23 protein-coding genes, 1 tRNA gene and 2 pseudogenes are annotated in these 25,410 nt (G+C 52.0%); 8 read left to right on the top strand and 18 right to left on the bottom strand.

All coding sequences use genetic code 11. The features are described 5' to 3' along the window. Window positions 1-113: 113 nt before the first annotated feature. The 3 genes and pseudogenes from ACVX3G_RS10030 to iscB form a co-directional block, all read left to right on the top strand. A pseudogene (locus tag ACVX3G_RS10030) lies at window positions 114-530 on the top strand (RpnC/YadD family protein); the annotation flags it as partial. A 30-nt stretch (window positions 531-560) separates the two neighbouring features. Next, window positions 561-1,013, top strand: coding sequence for a GNAT family N-acetyltransferase (locus ACVX3G_RS10025; RefSeq protein ID WP_014196147.1), 453 nt, complete (start codon window positions 561-563; stop codon window positions 1,011-1,013). 222 nt (window positions 1,014-1,235) lie between these two features. Then, window positions 1,236-2,489, top strand: a complete 1,254-nt coding sequence (gene iscB / locus ACVX3G_RS10020; protein WP_223812651.1) for an RNA-guided endonuclease IscB — start codon at window positions 1,236-1,238, stop codon at window positions 2,487-2,489. A 94-nt stretch (window positions 2,490-2,583) separates the two neighbouring features. Here the strand turns inward: iscB and ACVX3G_RS10015 are convergent, their stop codons facing one another. The 8 genes and pseudogenes from ACVX3G_RS10015 to ACVX3G_RS09980 all read right to left on the bottom strand — a co-directional run bounded on the left by ACVX3G_RS10015 (window position 2,584) and on the right by ACVX3G_RS09980 (window position 10,901). Then, on the bottom strand, window positions 2,584-3,879 hold the full coding sequence (locus tag ACVX3G_RS10015; RefSeq protein WP_021321804.1) for an MFS transporter: 1,296 nt from the start codon (window positions 3,877-3,879) through the stop codon (window positions 2,584-2,586). A 134-nt stretch (window positions 3,880-4,013) separates the two neighbouring features. Next, window positions 4,014-4,467 (bottom strand): annotated as a pseudogene (locus ACVX3G_RS10010) (MaoC/PaaZ C-terminal domain-containing protein). Between the two features lie 268 nt (window positions 4,468-4,735). Next, window positions 4,736-5,563 (bottom strand): carbohydrate ABC transporter permease, encoded by an 828-nt coding sequence (locus tag ACVX3G_RS10005; protein ID WP_014196151.1) that lies wholly within the window; start codon window positions 5,561-5,563, stop codon window positions 4,736-4,738. A 13-nt stretch (window positions 5,564-5,576) separates the two neighbouring features. Beyond that, window positions 5,577-6,884, bottom strand: a complete 1,308-nt coding sequence (locus ACVX3G_RS10000) for a carbohydrate ABC transporter permease (RefSeq protein WP_021321806.1) — start codon at window positions 6,882-6,884, stop codon at window positions 5,577-5,579. 182 nt (window positions 6,885-7,066) lie between these two features. After that, complete coding sequence (locus ACVX3G_RS09995) at window positions 7,067-8,383, bottom strand: ABC transporter substrate-binding protein (protein WP_014196153.1); 1,317 nt, start codon at window positions 8,381-8,383, stop codon at window positions 7,067-7,069. Between the two features lie 432 nt (window positions 8,384-8,815). Next, window positions 8,816-9,220 carry a hypothetical protein gene (locus ACVX3G_RS09990; RefSeq protein ID WP_014196154.1) on the bottom strand — a complete coding sequence of 135 codons (405 nt, stop codon included), beginning with the start codon at window positions 9,218-9,220 and terminating at the stop codon, window positions 8,816-8,818. Window positions 9,221-9,233: 13 nt separating this feature from the next. Further along, on the bottom strand, window positions 9,234-10,160 hold the full coding sequence (glsA, locus tag ACVX3G_RS09985) for a glutaminase A (protein WP_021321807.1): 927 nt from the start codon (window positions 10,158-10,160) through the stop codon (window positions 9,234-9,236). 165 nt (window positions 10,161-10,325) lie between these two features. Next, complete coding sequence (locus ACVX3G_RS09980) at window positions 10,326-10,901, bottom strand: Uma2 family endonuclease (protein WP_014196157.1); 576 nt, start codon at window positions 10,899-10,901, stop codon at window positions 10,326-10,328. Window positions 10,902-11,048: 147 nt separating this feature from the next. On the opposite strand from ACVX3G_RS09980, the gene ACVX3G_RS09975 reads away from it, so the two are divergent. Together ACVX3G_RS09975 and ACVX3G_RS09970 are read left to right on the top strand one after the other, a co-directional pair. After that, window positions 11,049-11,510 carry a Uma2 family endonuclease gene (locus ACVX3G_RS09975; protein WP_014196158.1) on the top strand — a complete coding sequence of 154 codons (462 nt, stop codon included), beginning with the start codon at window positions 11,049-11,051 and terminating at the stop codon, window positions 11,508-11,510. 366 nt (window positions 11,511-11,876) lie between these two features. Then, a tRNA-Pro gene (locus ACVX3G_RS09970) sits at window positions 11,877-11,950 on the top strand. Between the two features lie 92 nt (window positions 11,951-12,042). Here the strand turns inward: ACVX3G_RS09970 and bioF are convergent. Then, complete coding sequence (gene bioF, locus ACVX3G_RS09965; protein ID WP_011231613.1) at window positions 12,043-13,215, bottom strand: 8-amino-7-oxononanoate synthase; 1,173 nt, start codon at window positions 13,213-13,215, stop codon at window positions 12,043-12,045. A 206-nt stretch (window positions 13,216-13,421) separates the two neighbouring features. Here bioF and ACVX3G_RS09960 point away from each other — a divergent pair, with 206 nt between their 5' ends. After that, window positions 13,422-13,604 (top strand): small acid-soluble spore protein H, encoded by a 183-nt coding sequence (locus ACVX3G_RS09960; RefSeq protein WP_011231614.1) that lies wholly within the window; start codon window positions 13,422-13,424, stop codon window positions 13,602-13,604. A gap of 46 nt (window positions 13,605-13,650) precedes the next feature. Here the strand turns inward: ACVX3G_RS09960 and ACVX3G_RS09955 are convergent, their stop codons facing one another. From ACVX3G_RS09955 to ACVX3G_RS09920, 8 genes are all read right to left on the bottom strand, one after another. Continuing rightward, window positions 13,651-13,788 carry a hypothetical protein gene (locus ACVX3G_RS09955; RefSeq protein WP_011231615.1) on the bottom strand — a complete coding sequence of 46 codons (138 nt, stop codon included), beginning with the start codon at window positions 13,786-13,788 and terminating at the stop codon, window positions 13,651-13,653. A 101-nt stretch (window positions 13,789-13,889) separates the two neighbouring features. Beyond that, the gene (locus tag ACVX3G_RS09950) at window positions 13,890-14,255 is read right to left on the bottom strand and encodes a VOC family protein (protein ID WP_014196160.1); all 366 of its coding nucleotides are present in this window, start codon (window positions 14,253-14,255) and stop codon (window positions 13,890-13,892) included. Beyond that, a complete protein-coding gene (locus ACVX3G_RS09945) occupies window positions 14,252-15,034 on the bottom strand; it encodes a YhfC family intramembrane metalloprotease (protein ID WP_042382290.1) in 783 nt (260 codons plus the stop codon). Before ACVX3G_RS09945 ends, ACVX3G_RS09950 begins: the two co-directional genes overlap by 4 nt. A gap of 22 nt (window positions 15,035-15,056) precedes the next feature. Next, window positions 15,057-15,704 carry an SdpI family protein gene (locus tag ACVX3G_RS09940; protein ID WP_014196162.1) on the bottom strand — a complete coding sequence of 216 codons (648 nt, stop codon included), beginning with the start codon at window positions 15,702-15,704 and terminating at the stop codon, window positions 15,057-15,059. Further along, window positions 15,691-15,975, bottom strand: coding sequence for an autorepressor SdpR family transcription factor (locus ACVX3G_RS09935; protein ID WP_011231619.1), 285 nt, complete (start codon window positions 15,973-15,975; stop codon window positions 15,691-15,693). Before ACVX3G_RS09935 ends, ACVX3G_RS09940 begins: the two co-directional genes overlap by 14 nt. Before the next feature lie 314 nt (window positions 15,976-16,289). Next, window positions 16,290-17,837, bottom strand: a complete 1,548-nt coding sequence (locus ACVX3G_RS09930) for an acyl-CoA carboxylase subunit beta (RefSeq protein WP_014196163.1) — start codon at window positions 17,835-17,837, stop codon at window positions 16,290-16,292. A gap of 58 nt (window positions 17,838-17,895) precedes the next feature. Continuing rightward, the gene (locus tag ACVX3G_RS09925; RefSeq protein WP_020279268.1) at window positions 17,896-19,563 is read right to left on the bottom strand and encodes an AMP-binding protein; all 1,668 of its coding nucleotides are present in this window, start codon (window positions 19,561-19,563) and stop codon (window positions 17,896-17,898) included. A 237-nt stretch (window positions 19,564-19,800) separates the two neighbouring features. After that, complete coding sequence (locus ACVX3G_RS09920) at window positions 19,801-20,316, bottom strand: DoxX family protein (RefSeq protein ID WP_011231622.1); 516 nt, start codon at window positions 20,314-20,316, stop codon at window positions 19,801-19,803. 475 nt (window positions 20,317-20,791) lie between these two features. On the opposite strand from ACVX3G_RS09920, the gene hpaB reads away from it, so the two are divergent. Beyond that, window positions 20,792-22,237 carry a 4-hydroxyphenylacetate 3-monooxygenase, oxygenase component gene (gene hpaB / locus ACVX3G_RS09915; protein WP_014196164.1) on the top strand — a complete coding sequence of 482 codons (1,446 nt, stop codon included), beginning with the start codon at window positions 20,792-20,794 and terminating at the stop codon, window positions 22,235-22,237. A gap of 145 nt (window positions 22,238-22,382) precedes the next feature. On the opposite strand, the gene ACVX3G_RS09910 is transcribed toward hpaB, so the two are convergent. Further along, a complete protein-coding gene (locus ACVX3G_RS09910; RefSeq protein WP_014196165.1) occupies window positions 22,383-23,819 on the bottom strand; it encodes a sodium/proline symporter in 1,437 nt (478 codons plus the stop codon). Between the two features lie 321 nt (window positions 23,820-24,140). Between ACVX3G_RS09910 and ACVX3G_RS09905 the strand changes: the two genes are divergently transcribed. After that, on the top strand, window positions 24,141-25,382 hold the full coding sequence (locus tag ACVX3G_RS09905) for an aminopeptidase (protein ID WP_011231625.1): 1,242 nt from the start codon (window positions 24,141-24,143) through the stop codon (window positions 25,380-25,382). The last annotated feature ends 28 nt before the right edge of the window (window positions 25,383-25,410 follow it).

Raw genomic sequence — 25,410 nt, 5'->3', positions numbered from 1 at the left:
ATTGTCCAAGACTAGCGCACCCCCGCTCTTTCGACAAGAACCAAAAGTTCAGGAACATTTGTGGTGCTGGCAGGTCGGTGCTTGGATGACGGGAAGCCAATACAAAACAGAATCTTGGCAAAATGGGGTATACTGAAAGTGAGAAAGTCGAGTTGAAAAAAGAGTTTTTGCGCATGTTGGTGCGATTGGAGCTGGATGAAGCGAGGCAGCGGCTGCTGTTGGGCTTTTTTGAAACATATGTGAAGCTGTCGGAGGAGGAAGAGCAACAACTGCAAAGAGAGGTGAAGGCGATGGAAACGAAAGAAAGAGAGAAAGTGTTGGAGCTGATCATTTCCTATGAGCAAAAGGGAAGGAAAGCGGGATGGGAAGAAGGGATGAAACGTGGGCTTCAACAAGGGATCAAGCAAGGAATGAAACAGGGAATGAAGCAACTGATCCGTAACATGGCGCGCAAAGGAATGACGGAGAAAGACATTGCTCAGTTGGTGGATCTTCCAGTGGAAGATGTTCGGGCATTGCTTGAAGAATAGGAAAATAAATAGTGATGTGAGGAGAACTCCATGGAAATTAGAAAACCAAACGATTTGGAATACAAAAAGATTTTATCACTCACACCACAAGCATTATTCGATGGCACATTAGGCGAGGCAAAACCGTCGGATGAAAAAGCCAAACAACTGATTGAGCCATTATTGCAGAAAGGAAGCTATTATTTGATCGCAACGGAAGGCAATCATCTCATGGGTTGGATTTTAATCGGAGCAAGCCAAGACCCGCTCACTGAGAAAATATATGGATTTATCTACGAATTGTTTGTGTTAGAAGAATTTAGGGGAAAGGGAATTGCAAGGAAATTAATAGAAGCTGGCATCGAACATCTTAAACAGGATGGATATTCAGAGATTCGTTTACGTGTATATGCAGGAAATCAAGCGATGAAACTGTATGAAACATTCGGATTCAAGCAGAAAACCATTATCATGAGCGTCAACTACCCACCACTTAAAGCCTAACGGCTTTTGAAGTGGGGGCTTGGCAAGCCCTAGTTGACTACCCTCAGCCATTCAATGGCTACGTTGGAAGGGTCATGACACTTACGGATGCTCCTCCAGTCCGTAACCCTGTCGCAGATGGTTAAAAGCTCTGATGGGTAGGAGCGGTGCTGTCTGCCGAACAAGCCCTTCCAACATTGGGGAGGAGGAACTCACTCCTGAAAGGAGGTACACGTCTTGTTCGTGTACATTATCAATAAGCATGGAAAACCACTCATGCCATGCTCACCAAGGAAAGCAAGACTTTTGCTAAAACAGAAGAAAGCAAAAGTAGTAAGAAGGACACCTTTTACCATCCAGCTTTTATATGGTAGCAGTGGTTACAAACAACCCGTGTCATTGGGTGTTGACATGGGGACACGACATGTAGGAATTTCTGCAACAACAAAGAAAGATGTGCTGTTTGAAGCGGAAGCGCAACTTCGAACAGATATTGTGGAATTACTTGCTATACGGAGACAGTTCCGTAGAAGTCGAAGAAACAGAAAGACTCGCTACCGAGAAGCCAGATTTCTTAACAGAAGAAAACCAGAGGGATGGTTACCACCATCTATTCAACACAAAATCAACTCGCATATAAAGTTGATTGACTTAGTTCACAATATTCTCCCTGTCACATCTGTCACTATTGAGGTAGCAGCATTCGATACACAGAAATTAAAAAACCTAAATATCCGAGGGGTGGAATATCAACAAGGAGAACAAATGGGGTTTTGGAATGTTAGAGAGTATGTTCTATACAGAGACAATCATACTTGTCAATATTGCAAAGGAAAAAAGAAAGACCCTGTTCTCCAAGTGCATCATATTGAAAGTCGAAAGACAGGAGGTGATTCACCAGATAATCTGATCACTCTATGCAAAACATGCCACCATGAAATTCACGAAAAAGGGCTTGAGCATATATTTCAACGCAAACGACCGCCTATGAGGGATGCTAGTCAGATGACCGCCATGCGATGGGCAATGTTTAGTAGGATAAGAGAAAAATACTCGCATGCAAATATCACATACGGGTATATCACCAAATGTATTCGCATTGCTAATGGACTGTCTAAATCTCATATGGTGGATGCTCGTTGTATTAGTGGAAATCCACTAGCCAAGCCAAGTGGCACGGTTTATCTTCTAAAATTCGTTCGAAAAAACAACCGTCAATTGCATAAAGCAACCATCTTAAAAGGCGGAAAACGAAAATCAAACAAAGCTCCACGATTTGTCAAAGGGTTTCAACTGTTTGACAAGGTGGTATACGAAAGGAAAGAATGTTTTATATTTGGCAGAAGAAGCAGTGGTTATTTTGACCTTCGGCTGTTAGATGGCACAAAAGTGCATGCTTCAGCAAGCTGGAAAAAGTTAAAAAGAGTTGAGCATGCTAGTACATTGTTAATTGAAAGGAGGAAGGGCGATTCCTCCCCGACTTTCGCTCTCGCTTAGAAGTCGGGGTCTCCTCGCCAAAGAAGATGAACGTTTAAAGAGGCGCCTTTGCCCGAACGCAAAGGCGCCCATAATGGAGTTCAGTCCGATTAATCTAATCAATCGCCTGGCGCGCACGGTCTTGCAGCATTTTCACCCCGGCCAGCGAGATCAAGCCCATGACGACGATATAGAAGGAGATGGCCGTGGCGCTGCCATATTTGTGCAGCAGCCATGTGCTCACGAGCGGCGCTGGGCCGCCGGCGATGATCGATGCCAACTGGTAACCGAGCGAAGCGCCGCTGTAGCGCAAGCGCGTCGGGAAGTTTTCCGCGATCATGGCCGCCTGCGGGCCATACAACATGCCGTGGAACACCATGGCGATGATCGTCGCCAACATGATCAGACCTACGCTTTTTGTGTTGACGAGCCAATAGTACGGAAACGCCCAAAGCATAAGCAAAATGACTCCTGTCATGTAGACGCGCCGCCGCCCCCATCGGTCGGATAAATGGCCGGAATACACAATGGCAAGTGCATTGATGATGGCAGCGATAATCGTCGCATTGACGAAAATGCTTTTTTCCATGTTCAAAAAGGTCGTCCCATAGCTGACGATAAACGTGACAAAAATGTAGAACGACCCGTTTTCAATCACCCGCGCAAGCGCGGACCAAAGAATTTCACGCGGGTGTTTGGCGAGAACCTCGCCGACTGGCATCTTGCTTGTTTCTTGTTTTTTCATCGCTTCTTGGAACAGCGGCGATTCGAGCACTTTCAGCCGGATATATAGCCCGACGGCAATCAACAGGAAGCTAAGCAGAAACGGAACACGCCACCCCCACGCATAAAAGCTGTCGCCGCCAGTCGCGAGCATCAATGTCGTCACGAGCGAAGAGGACAACAACCCAAACGGCACGCCCATTTGCGGCAGGGAAGCCATCAGCCCGCGCCGTTTTCCTTCTTCCCACTCCATCGCAATCAAAATAGCGCCGCCCCATTCCCCGCCGACCCCGATGCCTTGAATAAGACGGAGTATAGTTACCAAGACTGCAGCCCATAAGCCGATTTGTTCGTACGTTGGCATCAAGCCGATCAATGCTGTCGCCAGCCCCATCAACAACAAAGTGGCGACCAACGTCGCCTTCCGGCCGATTTTATCGCCGAAATGGCCGAAAATCGCAGCCCCGACCGGCCGGGCAACAAACCCTAAGGCGAACGTTGTAAACGACTGCATAAGCGCTACGTACGGGTCGCTTTGCGGGAAAAAGAGCTGTGGAAACACAAGCGCGGCCATCGTCCCGTAAAGGAAGAAATCGTACCATTCAATCGTCGTGCCGACTACACTGGAAATCGCCGCCCGCTTTTTTTGGCGTTTCAATTCGGCCGCATCCATCGTTGACATCGCCATCGGCAACACTCCTTCCCGTTCATTTGATCTGACAGCAGGAAAAAATCGATCAATAAGGCCCATTTTTTTCAAGAATCATCTTTACCCTTCTTTGAAACCGCTTACAACCGATTCTCGAAACTTCCCATTTGCCGCTAAGCTCTTGCAGAGGCATTTCCTTCCCGCGCAACAAGCACATGCACAACGGCATCGACGACCGTCTCTTCCCGCTGGTTGACGATCCGCTGATGCACCGTGACGAGCCCGGCTTCCTCGCCCCGTTCCGTCAACCGCTTCACTTCCGATTCCACGTAAATCGTATCGCCGATCTTGACGGGACGAACGAAACGGAGTGAATCGATGCCATAAAACGCCAGAACCACTCCCGGCTCCATCATCCACAGCCCCGTCGCCGCCGACAGCGTCAACATCCCATGCGATGCGCTCGCCAAATGGCGTCCGCTTGGCGTATTCCCCATCCATGTGCAGCGGGTAAAAATCTCCGGAAACGCCGGCAAACTGCACAATACCAGCTTCGGTGATCGTTCGCCCGCGCGAACGGTGGCGCTCGCCAAGCGCATACTGTTCAAACGGACGGTCAAATCGCACGCCTTCCCCTCCCCTTGATTGGTGCAAAAAAGAGTAAAAACAAATTCCACCCCCTTTCACGGCTGCCACCGTCCATTTTGTTAATATTCTGAATATTAATCATATCATCTTTGGCCTTTACGCATCCCTCCCCGTTAGCCGTCTGTCATTAACATATGAACGGAGTGGAGCGGATAGAACTGCTCCTCCTCTGTTTCGTGTTTCAAAATGGGCATTACCCCAAAAAACAAAAGGATGCTCGCTTGGCATCCTTTTTCACGTTCGTTCCTTATTCTTTTACCGAGCCGGACGTGAGCCCAGAGACGATGCGGCGCTGGAACAACAGCACCATGATGACGAGCGGGATCGTCACAATCACGGTGGCCGCGGAAATTTCGCCCCACGGGATCGTATACTGGCCTTGGAACATGGCAATGCCGACCGGAACGGTTTTGTATGTTTCCGCTGTGTTGATCGTTAAAGCAAATAAAAATTCGTTCCATGCGGCAATGAAGACGAGAATGGACGTCGTAAACACCCCCGGCACAGCGAGCGGCAAAATAATTTTAAAATACGTCTGCATCGGCGTCGCCCCGTCCATTTTCGCCGCTTCTTCCAAGTCAAACGGAATCTTGCGGAAAAAGGTGACAAGCAGCCAAATCGAGAGCGGCAAGGCAAACGTCGTATACGGAATGATCAATCCCAAGTAGCTGTTCGTCAACCCGAACTTTTTCACAAACATGTAAATCGGAGAAATGGTGGCAATTTGCGGAAACATCGATACAGCCAACACCAAGCCGAGAATGACCGTCTTGCCCTTAAACTCCAAGCGCGCGATCGCATAAGCCGCAAACGCGGCGACAAAGACCGTATACACCGTCGTAATGGTCGCCACGACCGTGCTGTTCCATAAATAGCGCAAAAACGGGTAATTGACAAAGACCGATACATAGGATTTTAAGGTCGGATGGCTCGTCAACCAATCGAACGCTTTGTCGCCAAACAATTCGCTAAGCGGCTTAATGGAACTGAGCAAAACCCATAAAAACGGAAACATCACAAAGAACACAAACAGGGCTAAAAACACGTAAAAGAGCGGACCTGCTTTTTTCGTCATGATCCCACCTCGCTTATCGTTTCACACTCGCGCTGTCAGACAGCAAATCCTTTCCAAGCCACTTAATATAAATCATCGAAATGATGGCTACGCAGAGAAATACAACGACCGCCAGCGCCGACCCCGCGCCGAAATTCGTCTGCGAGAACATGACTTTATACGCTAAAATCGAAATCGTCTCCGTCGAGTTCGCCGGCCCTCCGCCGGTTAAGACGTAAATCAGGTCGAACACGCGGAACGCATCGAGCGTGCGGAACAACAATGCGACTAAAATGCTTGATTTTAACAGAGGCAGCGTGATTTGGGTGAATTGCTGCCATTTGGTAGCCCCGTCGATCGAGGCGGCTTCATACAACGAACTCGGAATCGTTTGCAGCCCGGCCAGCAGCAAAAGCGCCATATAAGGGGTTGTCTTCCATACATCGGCAAAAATGACCGCAAACATCGCCCCCGCTTCCGTCGTCAACAAATCCCCCATCCGGTCGACAAGGCCGACCGTTTCGAAATATTTGGCGACAATGCCGTTTTGTCCATCATATAAAAATTTCCACATCAGCGCCGATACGGCAGTCGGAATCGCCCACGGAATCAAAATCGTCGCCCGCACCACCCCTCGTCCAAAAAAGGCCTTATTGATGAGCAACGCAATTCCGAGCCCTAACACTAGCTCAATGGCGACCGACACCACCGTAAAGAACGTCGTATTCCATAACGCCTTCCATAAGCGCATGTCGCTGAAGCTGTCCTTATAATGCTTGAGGCCGACAAAGTTCGGCTCGATCACGACCCCTTCGAGCCCTTCGGCCAAGCCGACGACTTTATCCGCCTGCTGCAGTTCGCCCGCTTTTTTCATCTCCTTCAGCGCTCGGACGACATCATGAACCGTGTCGGTCAGCCGCTCGGCCGTCTGTTTGTCCAGCTCGGCGATCTTCAGCTCATCGCTTGGCGTCTCGAAATTGTCGAGCACTTCGTTCACTTTGTCATATTGCTTCGCCACTTGATCGTTGGAACGGATCGCCTCGTCCAGTTTCGCGAGTTTTTGTTCGATTTGCGCCAACGTTTGTTTCGTTTGTCCATCCGCAGCCGCCATTTCCTGCTTAAGAGCGCTTTTGAGGAACGGATAGTTTTGTAGATATCCTTCCAGATCGAGGCTGTAACTCCAGTGAATCGACGATTTGGTCGGGTCGTTGAGCCGATAGTCGAACAAGCTGTAATAAAAGGACTGGATGACAGGCCAAATGGCAATCGCCAAAATGAGCAGCATGGCCGGCGCGACAAGCGAATAGCCTAATAGGCGCTCCATTCGCTTTTCATTCCTCATCGCTGTTCTCTCCCTTCTGCTTGGAAAAGGATATTAGCCTTCAGCACCGGGCAGATGGCGGCCTGAAGGCTAATGAACCGAAAATGGTCAAACAAAATTGCGTTCTTTGTTTGGCTGATGGGGCATTGGCCGGCGTTGGCCGGATTCGGATCGGCTGCGGCGCGCCGGCCCAGTCATTCGCCTTACTTATTCAAGGCTGCTTTCATTTCTTTTTCCATATTGGCCACAGCTTGTTCGACCGTCAGCTCCCCGGCCAGCGCTTTGGATACGTTAATTTGGATGATTTCCGAAATTTCCGGGTAGTTCGGGACGACCGGGCGCGGCACAGCGGCGTTCAACGCATTGACAAATCCTTCTTCCGCAAAGAACGGATTGGCTTTTAAGACATCCGGATCTTTAAACAATTCCGGAAGCGTTGGCGCTAAACCGCCATAAATCGCAGAAATTTTTTGCCCCTCCGGCCCCGTCATAAATTTGACAAATTCCCATGCTTCTTTCGGATGTTTCGAATATTTGTTAATGGCGGTCATCCAGCCGCCCAGCGCAGCAGCCGACCCTTTGTCGCCGGCTGGAAGCGGCGCGACGCCGACTTTGCCAACGATTTTCGATTGCTCTTGATCGTTGGCTAAAGCGTACTGGTATGGCCAGTTGCGGATAAACGGCGACTGCCCTTCAATGAACGCGGTATGGGATTCCGGTTCCATAAACGTTGTCACGTTGCTCGGCACGACATCCGATTGAACGATTTCGACCATTTTTTTCAAACCTTTAATAGCTTCGGGACTGTTGACGACGACGTTGCCGTTTTCGTCGACAATTTTCCCTCCATACGAAGCGATAAATTCTACCGCGTTGCAGACGAGCCCCTCATACTGCTTGGCCTGCATCAAATAACCGAACTTCGTGCCGCCTTTTCCTTTCAGCTCTTTTGCCGTCTTTAACAATTCATCCCATGTTTTCGGCACTTTCTCCTCAGGCACGAGGTCGGTGCGATAAAACAGCATACCGGTGTCAATAAATTTCGGCATTGCCCATTGCTTGCCATTAAAGTTGCCGGCCGCAAGCGCCCCTTGGTTGTATTTGCTGAGGTCAATGCCGTCTTTCTCAATAAAACGGTCGAGCGGCAGCGTATAACCCGCTTGTGCAAACTCCGCCGGCCAAATGACGTCAAGATCCATGACATCGATTTCCGATGACTGCGCATTTAACATCGTAACGTAAGCATCATGCTGCTTCCCGGTGTCAGCCGGCATTTCACGAAATTCAACATTGATGTTCGGATGCGCTTTTTCGAACGCTTCGATGATTTTTTCGGTCGCTTTCGTCGAATCTTGGCCGCGGGCATAGACAATTTTCACTTTTTCCGACTCGCCCGTGTTTCCTGCTTCTTTTTTGCTGTCTTGGCCCGTCTGGCTCTCGCTTTGGCCGCCGGAGCATGCCGCGAGCCCCATCGTAAGCGCTAACAAAACAGCCGATGTTTTGAGTGTCTTTTTCACCATGATTCTCCCCCTTTAAATTTTGGATTTGTCAAACACCGCATGGCATCGCGTATAGTGGTTGCTTCGACTGCCCCAATCACCTCCTGGACATGACATCCATTGACTTTTGACTTGGCATCCCCCACTGCTTGTCTATACACATTCTTTGTAATCGATTACATACAAAACGATGAACACCCTCATGTCCGCTTTTTTCTTGCTTTCCTCTCGAAGCTGAAAACGTGCAGTGTTCCCATGCTTCCCTGTTCAACCAAAGCAACCTGTCTAGGCCGTCGGTCACCCTGCCCGCTTTGCCAGCTTCTTTTTGCACCTTGGTTATGTAATCGATTACAAAATCATCTTACATTGCCGAAAAATCGTTCGTCAAGTCCCTAAATGCTTTTTTTGCTTTATAAACAAAGAACCCCAAGCAAACTCGCTTGGGATGTTCCTTCACACCTCCACCGTCTTCCCTTCCTCGACGATATGATAAAGCAAATGCGCCAGGTGGTGGATCGGTCCGTATTCCTCTTCGCCGTCTTCCGTCATTTCTTCTTCGTCGGCGAATTCAAGGTCGTTTAAGTAAAGCGCCATAAATTCGTAAAAGTCTTTCAGCTCAAAGCTGTAGCACGCGCTCGGGTCTTCGCTGTCTTCTTCGTATTGAAGCATTAAATACGATACCTTGCCTTCGTTGTCCTCGGCGTCAAAAAAGACGAAATAGCCGATATTCGTGTCAAGGTCAAACAGATGCCGCGTCCCGCCTTCGGTCGCCTTGTCAAAATCCTCTTGGCTCAACTTGCCGACGTTCATCGCTTCGACGTCGTCTTCGCGGTGAAACTGGACCGTAAATGTTTTCATCGTGATTTCCTCCTTAGAAAATGCTTAATGAATACGTTTTTGACAGCCGCTCGAGCAGTTTCACCCCGGTCAAGCTGTTCCCTTTATCATCGAGAGCCGGGCCGAAAACGCCGATGCCGCACCGCCCGGGCACGGCAGCGAGAATGCCGCCCGAGACGCCGCTTTTCGCCGGAATGCCGACTTTGATGGCAAATTCACCTGATGAGTTGTACATGCCGCACGTGACCATGAACGTTTTGCAAATGCGGGCGACATCAAGCGGCATGAGCGGCTCACTCGAATGCGGATCGCGTCCATCAAGCGCGAGCACCAAGCCGATGCGCGCCAAGTCGATGCACGTCATCTCAATGGCGCACTGTTTCGTGTACAATTCCATCAGCTCTTCGACATCTTCATCAATGATACGATGCTGCTTGAGAAAATAGCAAAGCGAACGGTTCAAAAACGCGGTTTCAAATTCGGAGCGGGCCACTTCGTCGGAGTACGAAATGCATTCGTTGCCAGCGAGACGGCGGACGAACGCTAACAGCCGTTCCAGCCGTTCGGACACCGAGCTGCCTTGAATCATCGACGTGACGACAAGCGCGCCGGCGTTAATCATCGGATTCAGCGGCTTGGCAGGCTTTTCCTCTAATTTGGCAATGGAATGGAACGGATAATCCGTCGGCTCCATGCCGACTTTATGGAACACCTCATCCTCGCCCCGGTCGATGAGCACAAGGGCGAGCGCAATAATTTTGGAAATGCTTTGCAGCGTCACCTTGACTGTCACATCGCCAGCATCCACGACCCGCCCATCCGGCGTGTAGATCGCAATGGACAGCTCGTTCGGATCGGCCTTGCCCAAGGCGGGGATGTAATCGGCTACTTTTCCGTAGCGGGCGTACTGCTTCGCTTCTTCGACAAAGCGGACCAGTTCTTCTTGGTTGTACACAAGCATCACCGATGGTTAGTATCGCCTATTTTTTCCGTTTCTATGCCCAAACGCTTCAAACAGCTGAGGTTTCCGACGGGGGCGCTTTGCCTCGCCAAGCGGACCGCCGGAAAAACAACTCCTCTTCAAGACGACAGCCTGAACCTGCTGTTTGAACAGCAGCCGTTTTTCTTATTCTTCTTCGGCAAATACGTTTTTCAATTCGATCACAAATCCGGGAAACATGCGAACAGGAATCGTATCATCGCGGACATACATCCCTTGGTGGCGGAATCTCCCTTCTTCGAGCACATAGACATCAATCGTCTCATTCATCGGATCGACAATCCAATATTCTTTCACCCCTGCCCGCTCGTAACGGTGAAATTTGACGATTTTATCCTTGCGCACCGTTGATTTTGAAATAATCTCCACAACGAGATCCGGCACGCCAACAATTCGTTTTTCACGAATTTTGTTTTTGTCGCAGACAACGACAAGATCCGGCTCAACCCATTCGCGAATTTGTTCCGGATCATCTCTCTCCGCCAAACAAACGTCGATCGGAGCGCCAAATACGGTGCATTCTTTCCCCCGCAAATATGTCGCAAATTCCACCAACAATTCACGTTGCACTGCCTGATGTTTCGGCGTCGGAGCGGGAGACATGTTGAAGACTTGGCCGTCAATGACCTCATATCGTACATCTTCGTCGAGCATCATGTATTGCGCATAGGTGAACGGCTGCCCTTTTTCCGGCATCGGCATCAAAACGGCCTCCTTTCCTCTTTTCTTTTTAGTATACTTGAACGCTGCCCGGCAACCTAGCGTTTTCTTTTTTCTCAACAACCTGTTGTAGGCAAGGGAGAACGGTTTCAAGTATAATGAAAAAGAAATGAAAAAGAGGTGAGGAGCATGCAAGAAGCCATCAACATGTCCCCGTCCCCGTCATGGGAACATCAAATCGTTTGCCACAATCTTGTTTCCATGATCAAAGGAAAAAGCCCATGTCAACCGATTTCAAACTTGTCCGTGAAACTCGAAAAGAACGGAAAAGTGATGAACGAGTTTATCCAGCCGGATGTCGCTGTCTATTGCGAACGGCCGGAAAAAATCATCGGCGGCTATAAGGGGCGGCCGCTCATCGTCATCGAAGTTGTCAGCCCGTCAACCTACAAAATTGATGTGACGCTGAAAAAAGATTTGTACTGTGCCTACGGAGTGGAAGAATACTGGATCGCCGACCCATACAACAAAACGATCCGTCAGTGCACACTCGAACATGATCGATACGCCGAGACGATCATCGCCTGCGGAGAAACGTTCGATTCTGTTATCGGAACGATTGACACCGCGCTCGTGTTCCAAGGCGTGTAGAAGACGGGAAAACAATTCTTTTCGGCCTATCGGCGGTTTTTGTGGCGGAAGGCGAGTCGATTTTGCAAAGTTTCTCAACTTAAAAAGAGTCTCTGCTGAACAACTCGTTTCCAATCACGAGTTCTTTAGCGGGACATCTTGCATGCTTTGCCGTATAATCAATGGCGAATTCTCTGTCGCAAAAGCAGGGGCGGGTAGACAGAGGAAGATACGTTCAAAGGAGCATGAAAACAGAAAAAAACAGACTTGTCAGCAACAAGGATGCCGCTAGTCTTTCAACGGCATCCTTTTCCAACTCAACGCAAAATTCGCCATTGATTTTGTCCTGCTTTTCTTGTATAATCGGAAATGTCTCACCATCCATTTCGGGATGTAGCTCAGCTTGGTAGAGCACACGCATGGGGTGCGTGGGGTCGCAGGTTCAAATCCTGTCATCCCGATCGAAGGAAACCAGCCGAAAAAACGTTCGGCTGGTTTTTTGTTTTTCTTCCCCCGCGTTCCATCAGTTCCATCATTATGATGCTGTTTCCTCCTACGAAATCAGTCCAATCCGCTTCCCCGCCAAAGCGATGCAGTCAACGGCCATATCAATGTCTTCTTCCGTCATCGCGGCGGTGATGGAAAAGCGAATGCGCGCTGTCCCCTCAGGGACGGTCGGCGGCCGGATGGCGACGGCCGCGATGCCAGCTTCTTGCAGCTGCTCGCTCATGGCCACGGCCCGGTCGTTCGGACCGACGATCACGGGAACGATCGGCGTCTCGCTGCCGCCTGTGTCAAACCCAAGCCGCTTCAGCTTGGTGCGGAATCTTTCGCTTAGGGCGTGCAGCCGCTCGCGCCGCTTTGGCTCAGCTTGGACAATATGAATGGCAGCCTCATTGGCGGCAAGGACCGATGGCGGCAAGGCGGTTGTAAAAATCAAGCTGCGGGCGCTGTTGATCAAATAGTCGACCAGCCACGGCTCTCCCGTTACATACGCTCCGAAGCTGCCAAGCGCTTTGCTGAAGGTGCCGATGGCGATCACATCCTCTTCCTTCTCAAGCCCGAAATGGTGAAGCAGCCCTTCACCGTTCGGTCCGAACACGCCGCCGCTGTGCGCTTCGTCAACGAGCAAAACGGCACGGTAACGCCGCTTCAACTCAACCAGCTCCTCGAGTGGCGCCATATCGCCGTCCATGCTGAAGACGGCATCGGTGACGATCCATTTCCGCTTCGCGGGCGGAGATTGCTTCAACAATGATTCCAGCTGATCGATGTCATGATGTCGATAGCGGAAACAGGCGGCTTTGCTCAAGCGGATGCCATCAATTAAACTCGCATGGTTCAACTTATCGCTAAAGACAAGATCATCTCGGCCAATTAAAGCTGTCAACACGCCGATGTTGGCCGTGTAGCCGCTGTTGAAAATAAGAGCCGCCTCTGCTTTTTTCCACTGTTTCAACGCGGCTTCCGCCCGCTCATAGAGCGGATGATTGCCGACGACGAGCCGCGACGCGCCCGCTCCGGCCCCATATGCCCTCATCGCCTCGCAGCCCGCTTCGATGAGCCGCCTATCATCCGCCAACCCTAAATAATTATTGGACGCTAAATTCAACATCGGCTTTCCGTTCAGGATGACCGTAGCGCCTGAAGCCTCTGCCCGGCGCAGCTGGCGTTTTTGCGCTTTTTGTTCCCATTCGTGCAGTTTGACGGTCAGTTCGGTTTTCATCCCTATCCCCCTTTTATGTAAACTGTTCATAAAAAATAGTTTACATTAAAATCCGCAAATCGGCTAGGAAAAGATGATCAGTTTCGTTTATTGATTATTTAGCACATGGTTCTGTGAATTATTCATTTCCACCCTCGACCGCATGCATAGTCAAATCGCAAAAATGTCATACTATACGTGTTATCGGCAAAAAGGAGGTGTTGGAAATGGATGTCCGTCGGGCGCAAGAAATCGCGTCGTCGCCGGTGATGGCAAACGTCACGTACAACGGCCAGCGCATTTACATTGAGCATGTCGATCAGCAAAAAGGCGTAGCAACGATTCACCCGCTTGACAACCCGAATCAAAAGCAAAGCGTGCCGGTCGCAAGCTTAGAGGAGCATTCGTAACGAAAAAAGCGAGAGAAAGGACGCGTCCTTTCTCCCGCTTTTTGATTTAATCGGCCGTCAGCTCTTCCCGTTGCTTGTAGGCCTCTTGCACCGTTTGTTCCTTCATCGCTGCTCGGCCTGCCGTCCGGGCATCAGCGGTGCGGACAGATTTGTCGTTGCGCTTGTTGTTCGCTTTTCTCTCCATCTCGATTCCTCCTTCGTCTCTAGCATGCCCTGAATGACAAGAGGTTACTATCGCGAAGGAGCAAAAGAGCACTGCCCGATCGGACGGCTTATGAAACGATCTTATCCTTTTTCTAACAACTCGATCCGATTGTGAAACGGATCGCGAAAGGAAAACCGCTTCACCCCTGGGATCGGTTTTTCGTCTTGCGTCACGACGCCTTGTGATTCCAAATAGCGGCGCGCGGCTTCGACATCTTCCACTTCAAACGCCGGGTGGCTTTTGCTGTTGTAGCCGTCGCGGTTTTCTGCTCCGATATGGAGCTCGATATCGCCGACTTTGTACCAAAGTCCACCGTTTCCTTTCAGCGATTCCGGCTTTTCGATTTCTTGAAAACCAAGCACACCGGTGTAAAAGGCGCGCGCTTCGTCTTCGGCGCCAAACGGAATGCAAATTTGCACATGGTCAAGCCGTTTTACACGAATCATCGTTCCTCTCCCCCCTGTCCGAATGCCGGTTTGATCCGGCGGATGAACGAAACTGCAGCAACCGCCCAAATGAGCAGCACTCCCTCGACCACCCAAATGTTTTTGACCACTTTCGCTTGATAAAGCGCGGGCAAGACGTCCATCGCCGCGTGAAGCAAAATCGCGTACAGGACATAACGGAACTGCCGCTGGCGCACGCCAAGCAAAACGAGGAGCGACAGCGCCACATGCACCGCCAAAGCAAACAGCCGTTCCAAGCCGCCCAACACGTACATCGCAAACGGCGTGTGCAACACTTGCTCCTTGATCAGCTCCGCCTGTCCTGCCGGAAGCGATGGGGCGATCGTTTTGTCGAATGATCCGGATTGAATCAGGCTCGCAAGCACGATGACGTTGACCGCGCCAACCACCCCGAGCAATACCGCTTCCGTCCCGCCGTGCCCAAGCCCGAATGATAAACCATCGCCATATCCGCGATGTTGCTTTAGCAGCCAACGGAACCCGACATAGCGGCCAAGTTCTTCAAACACGCCAGCGGCAAGCGCCGCGTACAGGACAAAGAGCCAAACGCTGCCTGTTCCTTTTAACGCCGGCCGGCCCGGTTCGAGCACAGCGATGTGCAGCGCTTTTTCCAATACTTGTGAGAAAACGAGAAACACAACTGCCCCGACGCCGAGCGCTTTCCATGAAAGCCATCCTTTTTTTCTTCCGTACCATGCGAGACCAACTGGAACAAACAATGAAATGGCGAGCTGCACCGCCGCACCGATCACTCCCACGTCCTCTCCCCCTCCCGCTTATTTAGGAACGGTTGCGCTGTTCTTGCTGCTCATAAAGAAACGATCGAACGATGAGATACAAATTGCCGACAACGATGATGACGACAAACAAAACAGCCCTCATCTCTCCGCGCCAAAACGCGGTGAGCATCGACAAAATCCCCATCGCGGTAAATACTTTGCCGCCAAGACGGTGCGTTTTGTGCCAAACCGTCTCACTCGCTAATGTCCACGGTGTGCGAATGCCAATGAAATAATTGTGTTTGATTTTCGGCATATAATTTCCGATGACAAGAAACAGGCCGCCGATGCCAAGCGGCATGACCGCCCCAACATCGATGGAAAATCCAAGATTGTACGCCAACGTCACGGCATGCAGCGCCAAGAAAAAGCAGGAAAGCGCCGCATTGACCATACGATAGCTTGTTTGAAATCGGGCGTAATTTTCTCTTTTCGGGTCGAGCTTCGGCAAGACCGCCATCAAAAACGTGAACACCGTCATGAGAACGGGCAGCAACAACGCGCCAAACCATTTGCTGCTGAAGCCGTCAGCTTCCCCTGATGCATTCCAATGGATCGCCACTTGATCCGGCAAATACGGAAGGGCGGCCAAACTCAAGAAATAAGCGAGAACCGTCAACACGATCGTCAGCCGGCTAACGTTCACCATGTCTCTCCCCCTTTTCGACAAAATCGTAAAACCAGCGAAGCAAATCTTGAAACACCGTCGTGTTCAGAGAGTAGTAGATATGCTGTCCCTCACGCCGGTCTTGCACCAAATCAGCCTGCTTGAGAATTTTCAAATGATGCGATACGCTCGGTTTTTGCATATCGAAATGCGAGGCGATTTCTCCTGCCGTCAAATCCCCTGTTCGCAACAAGGATAAAATTTTCCGGCGCGTCGGATCGGCGATCGCTTTAAACGCTTCGTTGAATGACATGGGTGATCCCACCTTGTGAACGATTTTTGGATGCGTCTTAAGGGGGGAGGCCACCGGGAGAGCTTTCATTTGTCGTTGCTTCTTATGCGCCAATGTGAACAGGTTTTCATACATGTATATAGTTAGATGTTTAGAAAAACATCTAAATATTGAATAAACGATTCGATATTAATTAAAGAATATTCCATTTCTATTCGACTGTCAATGTCTTTTCTGGCTTTCCCACGTAGATATCAGTGGAAAGGAGGGGGCACAACTAGGCGCAACCCCCTGAGTCCATGGTAACGTGGAGCTTGGCTTCCCAATGACTTCCGTTAAAACCCCGTCGGCCAAGCGGCGAGCAAGCGCTCGCTTTTTTCGCGCTTGGATGTAAGCAAATATTCAAGTGTCTGGCAAAGGAATTTTCTCGTCTCCGCCGGATGGATGACATCGTCGATCAAATGTTTGCGCGCCGCCCCATACGGCGAGCTGTCAAACGACCACTGCTTGAGCAGCTCCTGACGCCGCTCATGCGGGTTGTCGGCGCGTTCAAGCTCGCGGCCGTATACGACGTTGACGCCGACTTCCGGACCGGTGAAATTGATTTCCGCGCTCGGCCAAGCGACGACCACATCCGCTCCCATCCCCGGTCCGCACATATTGCCGTACGCCGCGCCAATGCTTTTGCGGATGACAACCGAAATTTTCGGGACAGTTGATAGAGCAAGCGCCTGATTCCACACCATGATTTTCGTCGCCATTTTCGCTTTTTCCGCCTCCACGCTGATGCGAAACCCCGGCGTGTCATGCAAAAAGATGAGCGGAATATGATACGAGTCGCACAAGCAAATGAATTCCGTCGCCTTTTGGCATTCCTGCGGCCCGGGCGCTCCTGCATATTGGTTGGGCTGATTGGCGATGATGCCGACCACATGACCGTTCAGATGCGCCAAAGCGGCGATCAGCGCCTTGCCGAATTGTTTCTGGTACTCAAAATAGTCCCCTTCATCAACAAGGCAGGCGATGATGTTTCGCATATCATAGACGCGGCTACGTTTGTCCGGCAAAATTGAAAACACTTCCTCAACCATCCGGTATGGGTCATCGTCCGTCTTCCGCATCGGCGGCCGCTCGTTCTCGTTTTGCGGCATGTATGAAAAAAACCTTTTTAGTTGCTCGATGCATTCTGCCTCTGTCTCGCCATCGGCGTCAATTTGCCCTGTATACTGGTGATGAATGTCTACGCCCCCAAGCTCTTCTGGAGAAACGCGTTGCCCGTTTGCCAGCTCGAGCATGCGCGGCCCAGCGATCGCCATGCATGTCCCCTTCAGTTGCGTGACAAAATCGCAGCTGACCGCCGTCCATGTCGGCCCACCGTAGCTGTCCCCCAAAATCGCCGCCATCGTCGGCACTTTCCGGTGGTGGGTGAGCAGCTCGCGTGGAAACAATTTGTCGCTGATCCCGTCCGACCCCATCCCGTCCGGCATGCGCAACCCGCCGCCTTCATGGAGGAAAAACATCGGCAAGCCATTGCGCACAGCCAACGCATGCATTTGCCGCGACTTGCGCAAATGAACGCTCCCCTCCGTTCCAGCAAGCACCGTTTTATCCCCGGCGATGATGACCGCCGGGCGGCCATTCACTTTACCGATGCCGGCGACGAGCCCGTCTCCATACGTCGTTTCTTCCAAACCGGGTTGGTCGGACGCGTTCAGCTGTCCGAACTCGACAAAAGTTTTGGCATCCACAAGCAGGTCGATCCGCTCTCTGGCCGTCAGGAGCCCTTTCGCGTGCTGCTTGGCGATTTTCTCTTCTCCGCCGCCTAGCGCGGCGCGCGCTTTTTTCGCCATCAGTTCGTCTGTTAATTGCCGCAAATGTTTCATCGCGATCCCCCTTTGGCAGAAAAAGGCGGGGCGGCCCGCATCAAACCCCGCCGCTATGTTATTCTCTTGGCAGCAGCTTTCGCAATACTTTGCCTGACGGCGTCGCCGGCAATTCATCAATGAACTCGATATAACGCGGATACTTGAACGCCGCCATATGCGTTTTCGCCCATTCGATCAAGTCAGACGGCGCCACCCTTCCTTTGTACGAATCATGGAGAACGACAAACGCTTTCGGCACTTCCCCTTTCATCGGGTCAGGCACGCCGATGACCGCACATTGCTTGACGGCCGGATGTTCGTTCAACAGTGCCTCGACGTCTTCCGGAAAGACGCTGTAGCCGGACACTTTAATCATTTCTTTCAACCGCCCTTGGAAATACAAATAGCCGTCTTCATCGACATACCCGATATCGCCAGTGTACACCCACCCATCTTTCAGCGTCTCGCTCGTCGCGTCATCGCGGCGGAAGTAGCCTTGAAAAACCCCCGGATTTTTGACGACAATTTCCCCCGACTGTCCGGGCCCAAGCTCCCGTTTCGTTTCCGGATCGATGATGCGAATGTCCGTCTCATACGTCGGGATGCCGCACGAGCCAAATTTCACACGGTCATCCGGCATAAACGTGTCACACGTATGCGTCTCGCTCAGCCCGTAGGCGGCTTCGTACAACAGGCAGCCGCCGGTCGCTTCCGCCCACCGCTCGGCAAGGTCTTTCGTCACCGGCAGACCGAAGCTCGTCGCCAAGTTGCGTTTTAAACTTGACAAGTCGGCAGAGGTGGTTGACAGCACTTGCAAAATGGCCGCATTCATCGGCGCGATGCTGTACCATGCCGTGACTTTGTACGTTTCGATGGCTTTGATCGTCGCCATCGGATCAAAGCGGGTAAACAGCACGCATGGATGTCCCGTGTACACCGGCGTATTCAGTCCCATCACCATGCCGGCAATATGGCAAAGCGGGGAATGGGCCATAAGCTGTTCGCGTTTTTCCGTCAGCCGGTTCGCCTGGGCGGATGCGGCCGTCTTAAATAGCGCATTGCCATAGGTGAGCATCGCTCCTTTCGGCCGACCGGTCGTACCCGATGTAAAAATGATCAACCCGACATCGTTCCATAAGTCAATAGAAGCGGTCTCATCAAGCGGCGGATAGGCGGCGATGATGGCCGCAAAATCGTCCGCGGCGCTCATCGCCTCTTTCGGTTGCACAAGCTCGGCGCAAAGCGGGATGCCCCCTGCCGGATCGGCGTAATCGCCGTAGTGGCACGTTACGATAAACGACAGAGGCGCCGTTTGTTGTTCAGCTTGTTGAATGCGGGATAATCCTTCTTCCCCAGCGATGATGCCGACAAGCGGCACTTCAGCGAAAAAATAGGCGAGCTCCGATTCCCGGTACATCGGGTTGAGCGGGACGACGACGCCGCCTAACTGCTGGATGGCGAAGTGGGCGATGATGTATTGCGGACAGTTTTGCATGTACAAGGCGACATAGCTCCCTTTCCTCACCCCTTTTTCCTGCAAATAGCGGGCAAACCGGCGGACGTGATCCAGCAATGTTCCCCAAGTGACCACCTTGTTGTAGAAGATGTACGCCGGCTCGTTTTCCTCGCGTTCGCCGCGATGGCGCAAATAATGATAGAGCGGCTGTTCGCCGAGCACATAGTGGAGCTTCTTCGGCAATCTGCTCGGCCAATACGGGGGCGTTTGGTTCACCTGTTTCACCATCCTTCGACAGAATACTGAATGGTCAGTATTTTTCGCTTAGAAAACGCTTTCTCCCAATTGTTCATGTCCTCTGCTTCATCCATATGAAATAATTTCGCCGTCATTCGCCGATTTCCTTTTTTGAACGACCCATCATTTTCGCCGCCCTGACAAACGGCCGCCCCCTTCCACGTTGGAGAAGGAGCAGCCGTTAGGAAAAGGAGGAAAGCCGGAGCAGCTTACGCGGCTTGACGGCGGTCATTTATGCGCTGCGGCCGGGCGATGTGGACGATGCGTTTTATCCGTCCACCAATGGCGGAGATATGGCAGCACCCAATGATCGAAACCGTAGCGTCCGGCATTGGCTCCGGCGACGAGGATGAAGACGGTGAGCAGCACCATTTGCGGGTTCGTGCTCGTCGTGCCCGAGAACATGAAGGCGAAGTTCATGACAGCTCCCATGAGTGCGGCAAAAGTCGTAAACAATCCGAGAATGAGCGCGATCCCGACGAGAAATTCACCCCATGGCACGAGGAAGTTGAACAATCCGACATTCGGCAGTGCTACGTTTTCGATAAAGCCCGCCCACCAGCTTTGCACAGCCGGGTGTTCGCCCGTGGCATTCGCCAGCGCCCCTTTTAAAAATCCTGAGGCATCAAAACCGTTCGTCAGTTTTTCCCACCCCGCCGTCATCCATTCATACCCTAAATACAACCTTAACACCACCATCAACGCCGACGCCGTGATGTGTTCGCGCAACCATTTGACAACCATTTTGTTCCTCCCCTTTCATTTTGGAAGATCTTCCTTACACTTTTATCGTACTCCTTTTTCCGCTAAATGAAATGGATTTGTTCACTATTTCACAATATGTTCGAAAAGTTGTGGCGAAATGGCGAATTGCTGCTGCTCGCAAAATATAAACGACCCCCGCGTTTCATGAGGGGGCAACAGCGGCCGTCGAAGCAGTACGGGTGGACGTTGAACGGCTGGCCATTCCGTACCGTTCATTGCCCGCTGCCAGTTACGTCACCGTCAGTGTTAGAGCCGCCATAACCATCCCGTAGCCGGATGAACACGCTAAGACGCTTTTTTTCCCTTGCCAATCAGGCGCTTTACCGAGCTAAACAAAACGGGCGCAACCGAGTAGAAGTGGCCTGCTTTGTTCATGAGTGAATCCCCCTCCCCTTTTTTCTAGGCGCGCATACAATGGCCATAAACGGTTTTTACGGAAAAAGGGATGAGGACTATGGCCATTAGTAACGGAACCGAGTATATCGAGCGCATTGACAATCTTCGATCAAATGTATGGATCAACGGTGCGCAGGTCGAGGGAAAACTGTCGGAGCACCCGGCCTTCGCCGGCGTAATCCGAAGCCAAGCCCGCTTATATGACGCCCAGCACAATCCAAACAAACAGCCGGTGCTGACGTTCCGCACATCGACGGGGGAACTGGCCGGCGCGGCGTTTTTGCGGCCGACGACAAAAGACGATCTCGAACACCGGCGCCTGGCGTTCCAAGAATGGGCGCGCTTGACAGCGGGGATGATGGGTCGATCTCCCGACTACATGAACACCGCCGTGATGGCGCTCGCTTCCGCGGCCGACTTTTTCGGACAGCAGCACCCGTCCTACGCCGAACATATCGAACGCCTCTATGAGCGGGCGATCAACAACGACTTGTCGTTTACCCATACGTTTGTCAATCCGCAAGTGAACCGTTCCCTCGGCTATATGGAAGAAGACGGCGAGCCGATCGCCGCCAAAGTGATCCGCGAAACGACAGACGGACTCGTCATCAAAGGCGCGCGCCTGCTCGCCACCCAAGGCGGCATGACTGACGAACTTCTCGTTTTGCCAGCCGGCGGGACGCTTCTTGGCGATGAATACATGTACGCGTTTTCGATTCCGAGCAACACGCCGGGGTTGAAGTTCATCTGCCGCCCTTCTTTTGCTGCTGGCGCCTCTTCGTTTGACGCCCCGCTCAGCGCGCACTTTGATGAAATCGACGCCATTGTTGTATTTGACGATGTGCTCGTTCCATGGGATCGGGTATTTTTCTACAAAGACGCATGGGTGGCCAAAGAACTAGATGAAGAAACCCATTTGGCGATCATGCTGCTGCACCAAGTGCTGGCGCGGCGCATCGTGAAAACCGAGTTTTTCCTTGGAACGGTGGAGCTGCTCAGCGAGGCCATCCAAATTGGCGGATACCAGCATGTGCAAGAAAAAATCGGGGAAATCGCCGCCGCCCTTGAAGCGCTTCGGGCGATGCTTCTCGCTGCCGAGCTCCAAGCGAAACCGGACCGGCGCGGCACCATGGTGCCCGATCCTGCCCCGCTTTACGCCGCTGCCTTTTTATACCCGCGCTTGTACCCGCGTTTTGTCGACATCGTTCAGCTGCTTGGCGCCAGCGGGCTTGTTTGTCTGCCAACGGAAGCGGATTTCTCCTCTCCGCTCCGACCGGATTTGGAGCGGTATTTGCAGGCAGCGACGCTTCCGGCCGAACAGCGGGTGCAGCTATTCCGCTTCGCCTGGGATTTGGCGATGAGCGCCTTCGGGACGCGGCAGACGCTGTACGAACGGTTTTTCTTCGGCGATCCGGCCCGGTTTGCGACAACCTTTTACCATCGTTACGACCGGGAGGCATGCGCCCAAATGGTGCGACGGTTTTTGGACAGCGAACAACGTTGACAAAACGGCAACCAACACAGCACCAGGCCGGCATAAACGCCCGCCTTTTCTTCAAAGAGGCTGGATATCATCAAGCGTTCCGTCTAGAAAAAAGGTGTCCCGCCTCTTTCGGGACACCCTCATGCTAACGCATTGACGTGATCGATCACATCGTCCGCTGACGATCAGGAAACAACAAGCTGAACAGCACCCCGGCCACCAGCGCAATGGCAAACGTCGTAAACCGTGAACTGATGATAGCCTCAAGCGGCGAGGAAATCCAGATGACCGTGCTGACAAAACCGGCAACAATGGTCGCGATGGCGCCGATTCCGGAATATCTTTTCCAGAAGAAAGAAAGCAAAATCGCCGGCGACAGCGTGCAGCCGATTCCAGCCCACGCCCAGCTGACAATGAAATACACAAGCGATTCGGATGTCATCGCCAGCACCAAGCCAAGCAACCCGGCGATGACCACCACCGCGCGGGAAAGGGCGACAAGCTGCCTTTCCGACAGGCGGAGGCGCAGCGAGCGGCGGACAATATCTTCGCTGATGGAGCTCGTGATCACCAGCAGCTGCGAATCGGCCGTTGTCACGATGGCGGCCAAAATGCCGGATAACAGCAGCCCGGCCAACCATGGCGGCAACAAGTCCAACACCATTTTCGGCAGCACGGTCTCGACATCGGTGAATGATTGTCCTTGGTAAAGGGCAATCGCCGCAAGGCCGATCAAAAACGCTCCGCCATACGCCAATAATGTCCAAACGATCGCCACTGTTTTGGCCGTTTTCGCCTCGCGGGCGTCTTTCAACGCCATGAAGCGGACGCTCAGTTGCGGCTGTCCGCCAAGATAGCCGAAAAACCAGGCAAAATTGTTAAACAGCAATAGCCCGAGCGCAAATCCAGTGACTCCCCCCGTCCATGAATCGAGGCCCGGTTTTGCGTGATGGAGCGCTTCACTGATCGACAAGCCACCACTGTAAATTTCCACCACTGCCACGATAGGCAAAATCACGAGCGTCGCCAGCATGAGCACACTTTGAATCATATCCGTCCAGACGACGCTGACAAATCCGCCGGTGTATGACAAGATAATGACAATCGCCACGCTGATGACCATGCCAAGCGCTGGGTCGATATGGAAAACGGTAAACAATGTCTTGCCCGCTCCGGCAATTTGTGCGCTGAAATAAAACATCATAAAGCTAAAAATAAGGACGGTCGCAAGCCATAAAATCGTTTGCCCATGCGCGCCGAACCGTTTCGCCAAATAGCCGGGCAAGGTCAGCGCGCCGTACCGCTCCGCCTCTTGGCGAAACCGGTCAGCCAAAAAAAGCCAGGCGCCGATAATGCCGATCACAATGCCCACCGCCACCCAAATCGCGGAAAGACCGCTCGCAAACACAAACCCCGTGTAGCCAAGCAACAGCCATGCCGATTCGCCCGTCGCCCGCTCGGAAAACGCGAGCGCCCAGCCGGGAAGTTTTTTTCCGCCAAGCAAAAAGTCGGAATGGCTCATCTCCTTTTTCCCATACCAATAGCCAAGCGCTGCCATCACAAGACAATACAGCACGAGTTCCGCCAAGATGATGCCATTCATTGTTTCTCCCCCTCGCTATATTGTTTGCCTCACGACACCACCGCCCACCGTTTCCCCCGTAAAAAAACCGACATTGCCATCGAACGAAGACGACAATGCCGGTGCAGCCAATAAAAGTGCAGCTTCATGACTTATTTATTTCATTACTACCATTATGACGATAAGAAGCGATTTATGCCGGTTTGCTTTTTTAAATCCTAACTCAACTCGTTGTCACCTTTCTTTTCCTTAGGCAGTCATCACGTTTCGTTGTTCAAAAAGTTGCGAAACGCATCGTCATGTAATAAAGTGGACTTGACACCAAAAAAAGGAGTGAACGATATGGATCGCTGGGAAAACGAGTTACACAAATACGCTGAATTGGCCGTGAAAGTCGGCGTCAACATTCAGCCTGGGCAAACGCTGTTCGTCAACGCCCCGCTCGAGGCGGCGCCGCTCGTCCGCAAAATCGCCAAAACCGCGTACGAAACCGGGGCGAAACACGTGTATGTCGAGTGGAACGACGAGGCGCTTACTTACATTAAATTTCACTACGCCCCAGAGGAAGCGTTTTCCGAGTATCCGATGTGGCGGGCGAGAGCGATGGAAGAACTCGCCGAACAAGGCGCTGCCTTTTTATCCATTTACGCCCCGAACCCGGACTTATTGAAAGATGTTGATCCGAAGCGGATCGCCACCGCCAATAAAACGGCCGCCCAAGCGCTCGCCAACTACCGGAGCGCCATTATGGCCGATCGGAACTGCTGGTCGCTCATTTCCGTCCCCACACCGGCGTGGGCGCAAAAAGTATTTGGCGATCTGCGCGATGAAGAAGCCATCGACAAATTATGGGAAGCGATTTTCCGCATCACCCGCATCGATCATGACGATCCGATCGCTGCCTGGCGCGAACATAACGACCGGCTCGCCCGCATCGTCGATTACTTAAACAACAAGCAATACAAACAGCTCGTTTACGAAGCGCCCGGCACCAATCTCACGGTCGAACTCGTCGACGGGCACGTCTGGCACGGCGGCGCGGCGACGAGTCAAAGCGGCGTGCGCTTCAATCCCAACATCCCGACCGAAGAAGTGTTTACCATGCCGCATAAAGACGGCGTCAACGGCACGGTGCGCAACACGAAGCCGCTCAATTACAACGGCAACGTGATCGATGGGTTTACGCTCACGTTCAAAGACGGTCAAGTCGTCGACTTCAGCGCCGAACAAGGATATGAGACGCTTAAGCATTTGCTTGACACCGATGACGGGGCGCGCCGCCTCGGGGAAGTCGCCCTCGTGCCGCACCAATCGCCGGTGTCGCTGTCCAATCTCATTTTTTACAACACGCTGTTTGACGAAAACGCCGCTTGCCATTTGGCGCTCGGCAAGGCGTATCCGACCAATATCGAGAACGGCGCTTCATTGTCCAAAGACGAACTCGACCGTCGCGGCGTCAACGACAGCCTCGTCCACGTCGACTTTATGATCGGCTCAGCTGATCTGAACATTGACGGCGTGACGAAAGACGGGAAGCGAGAGCCGATTTTCCGCAGCGGCAACTGGGCATTCGAACTGGCGTAATCGGTTTCGCCAGCTCTAAACAATAAGG

The organism is Geobacillus sp. PLS 41, from assembly GCF_056494105.1.
Note: the sequence above shows the minus strand (reverse complement) of the source record. Positions and strands in the feature narration are given on the sequence as shown.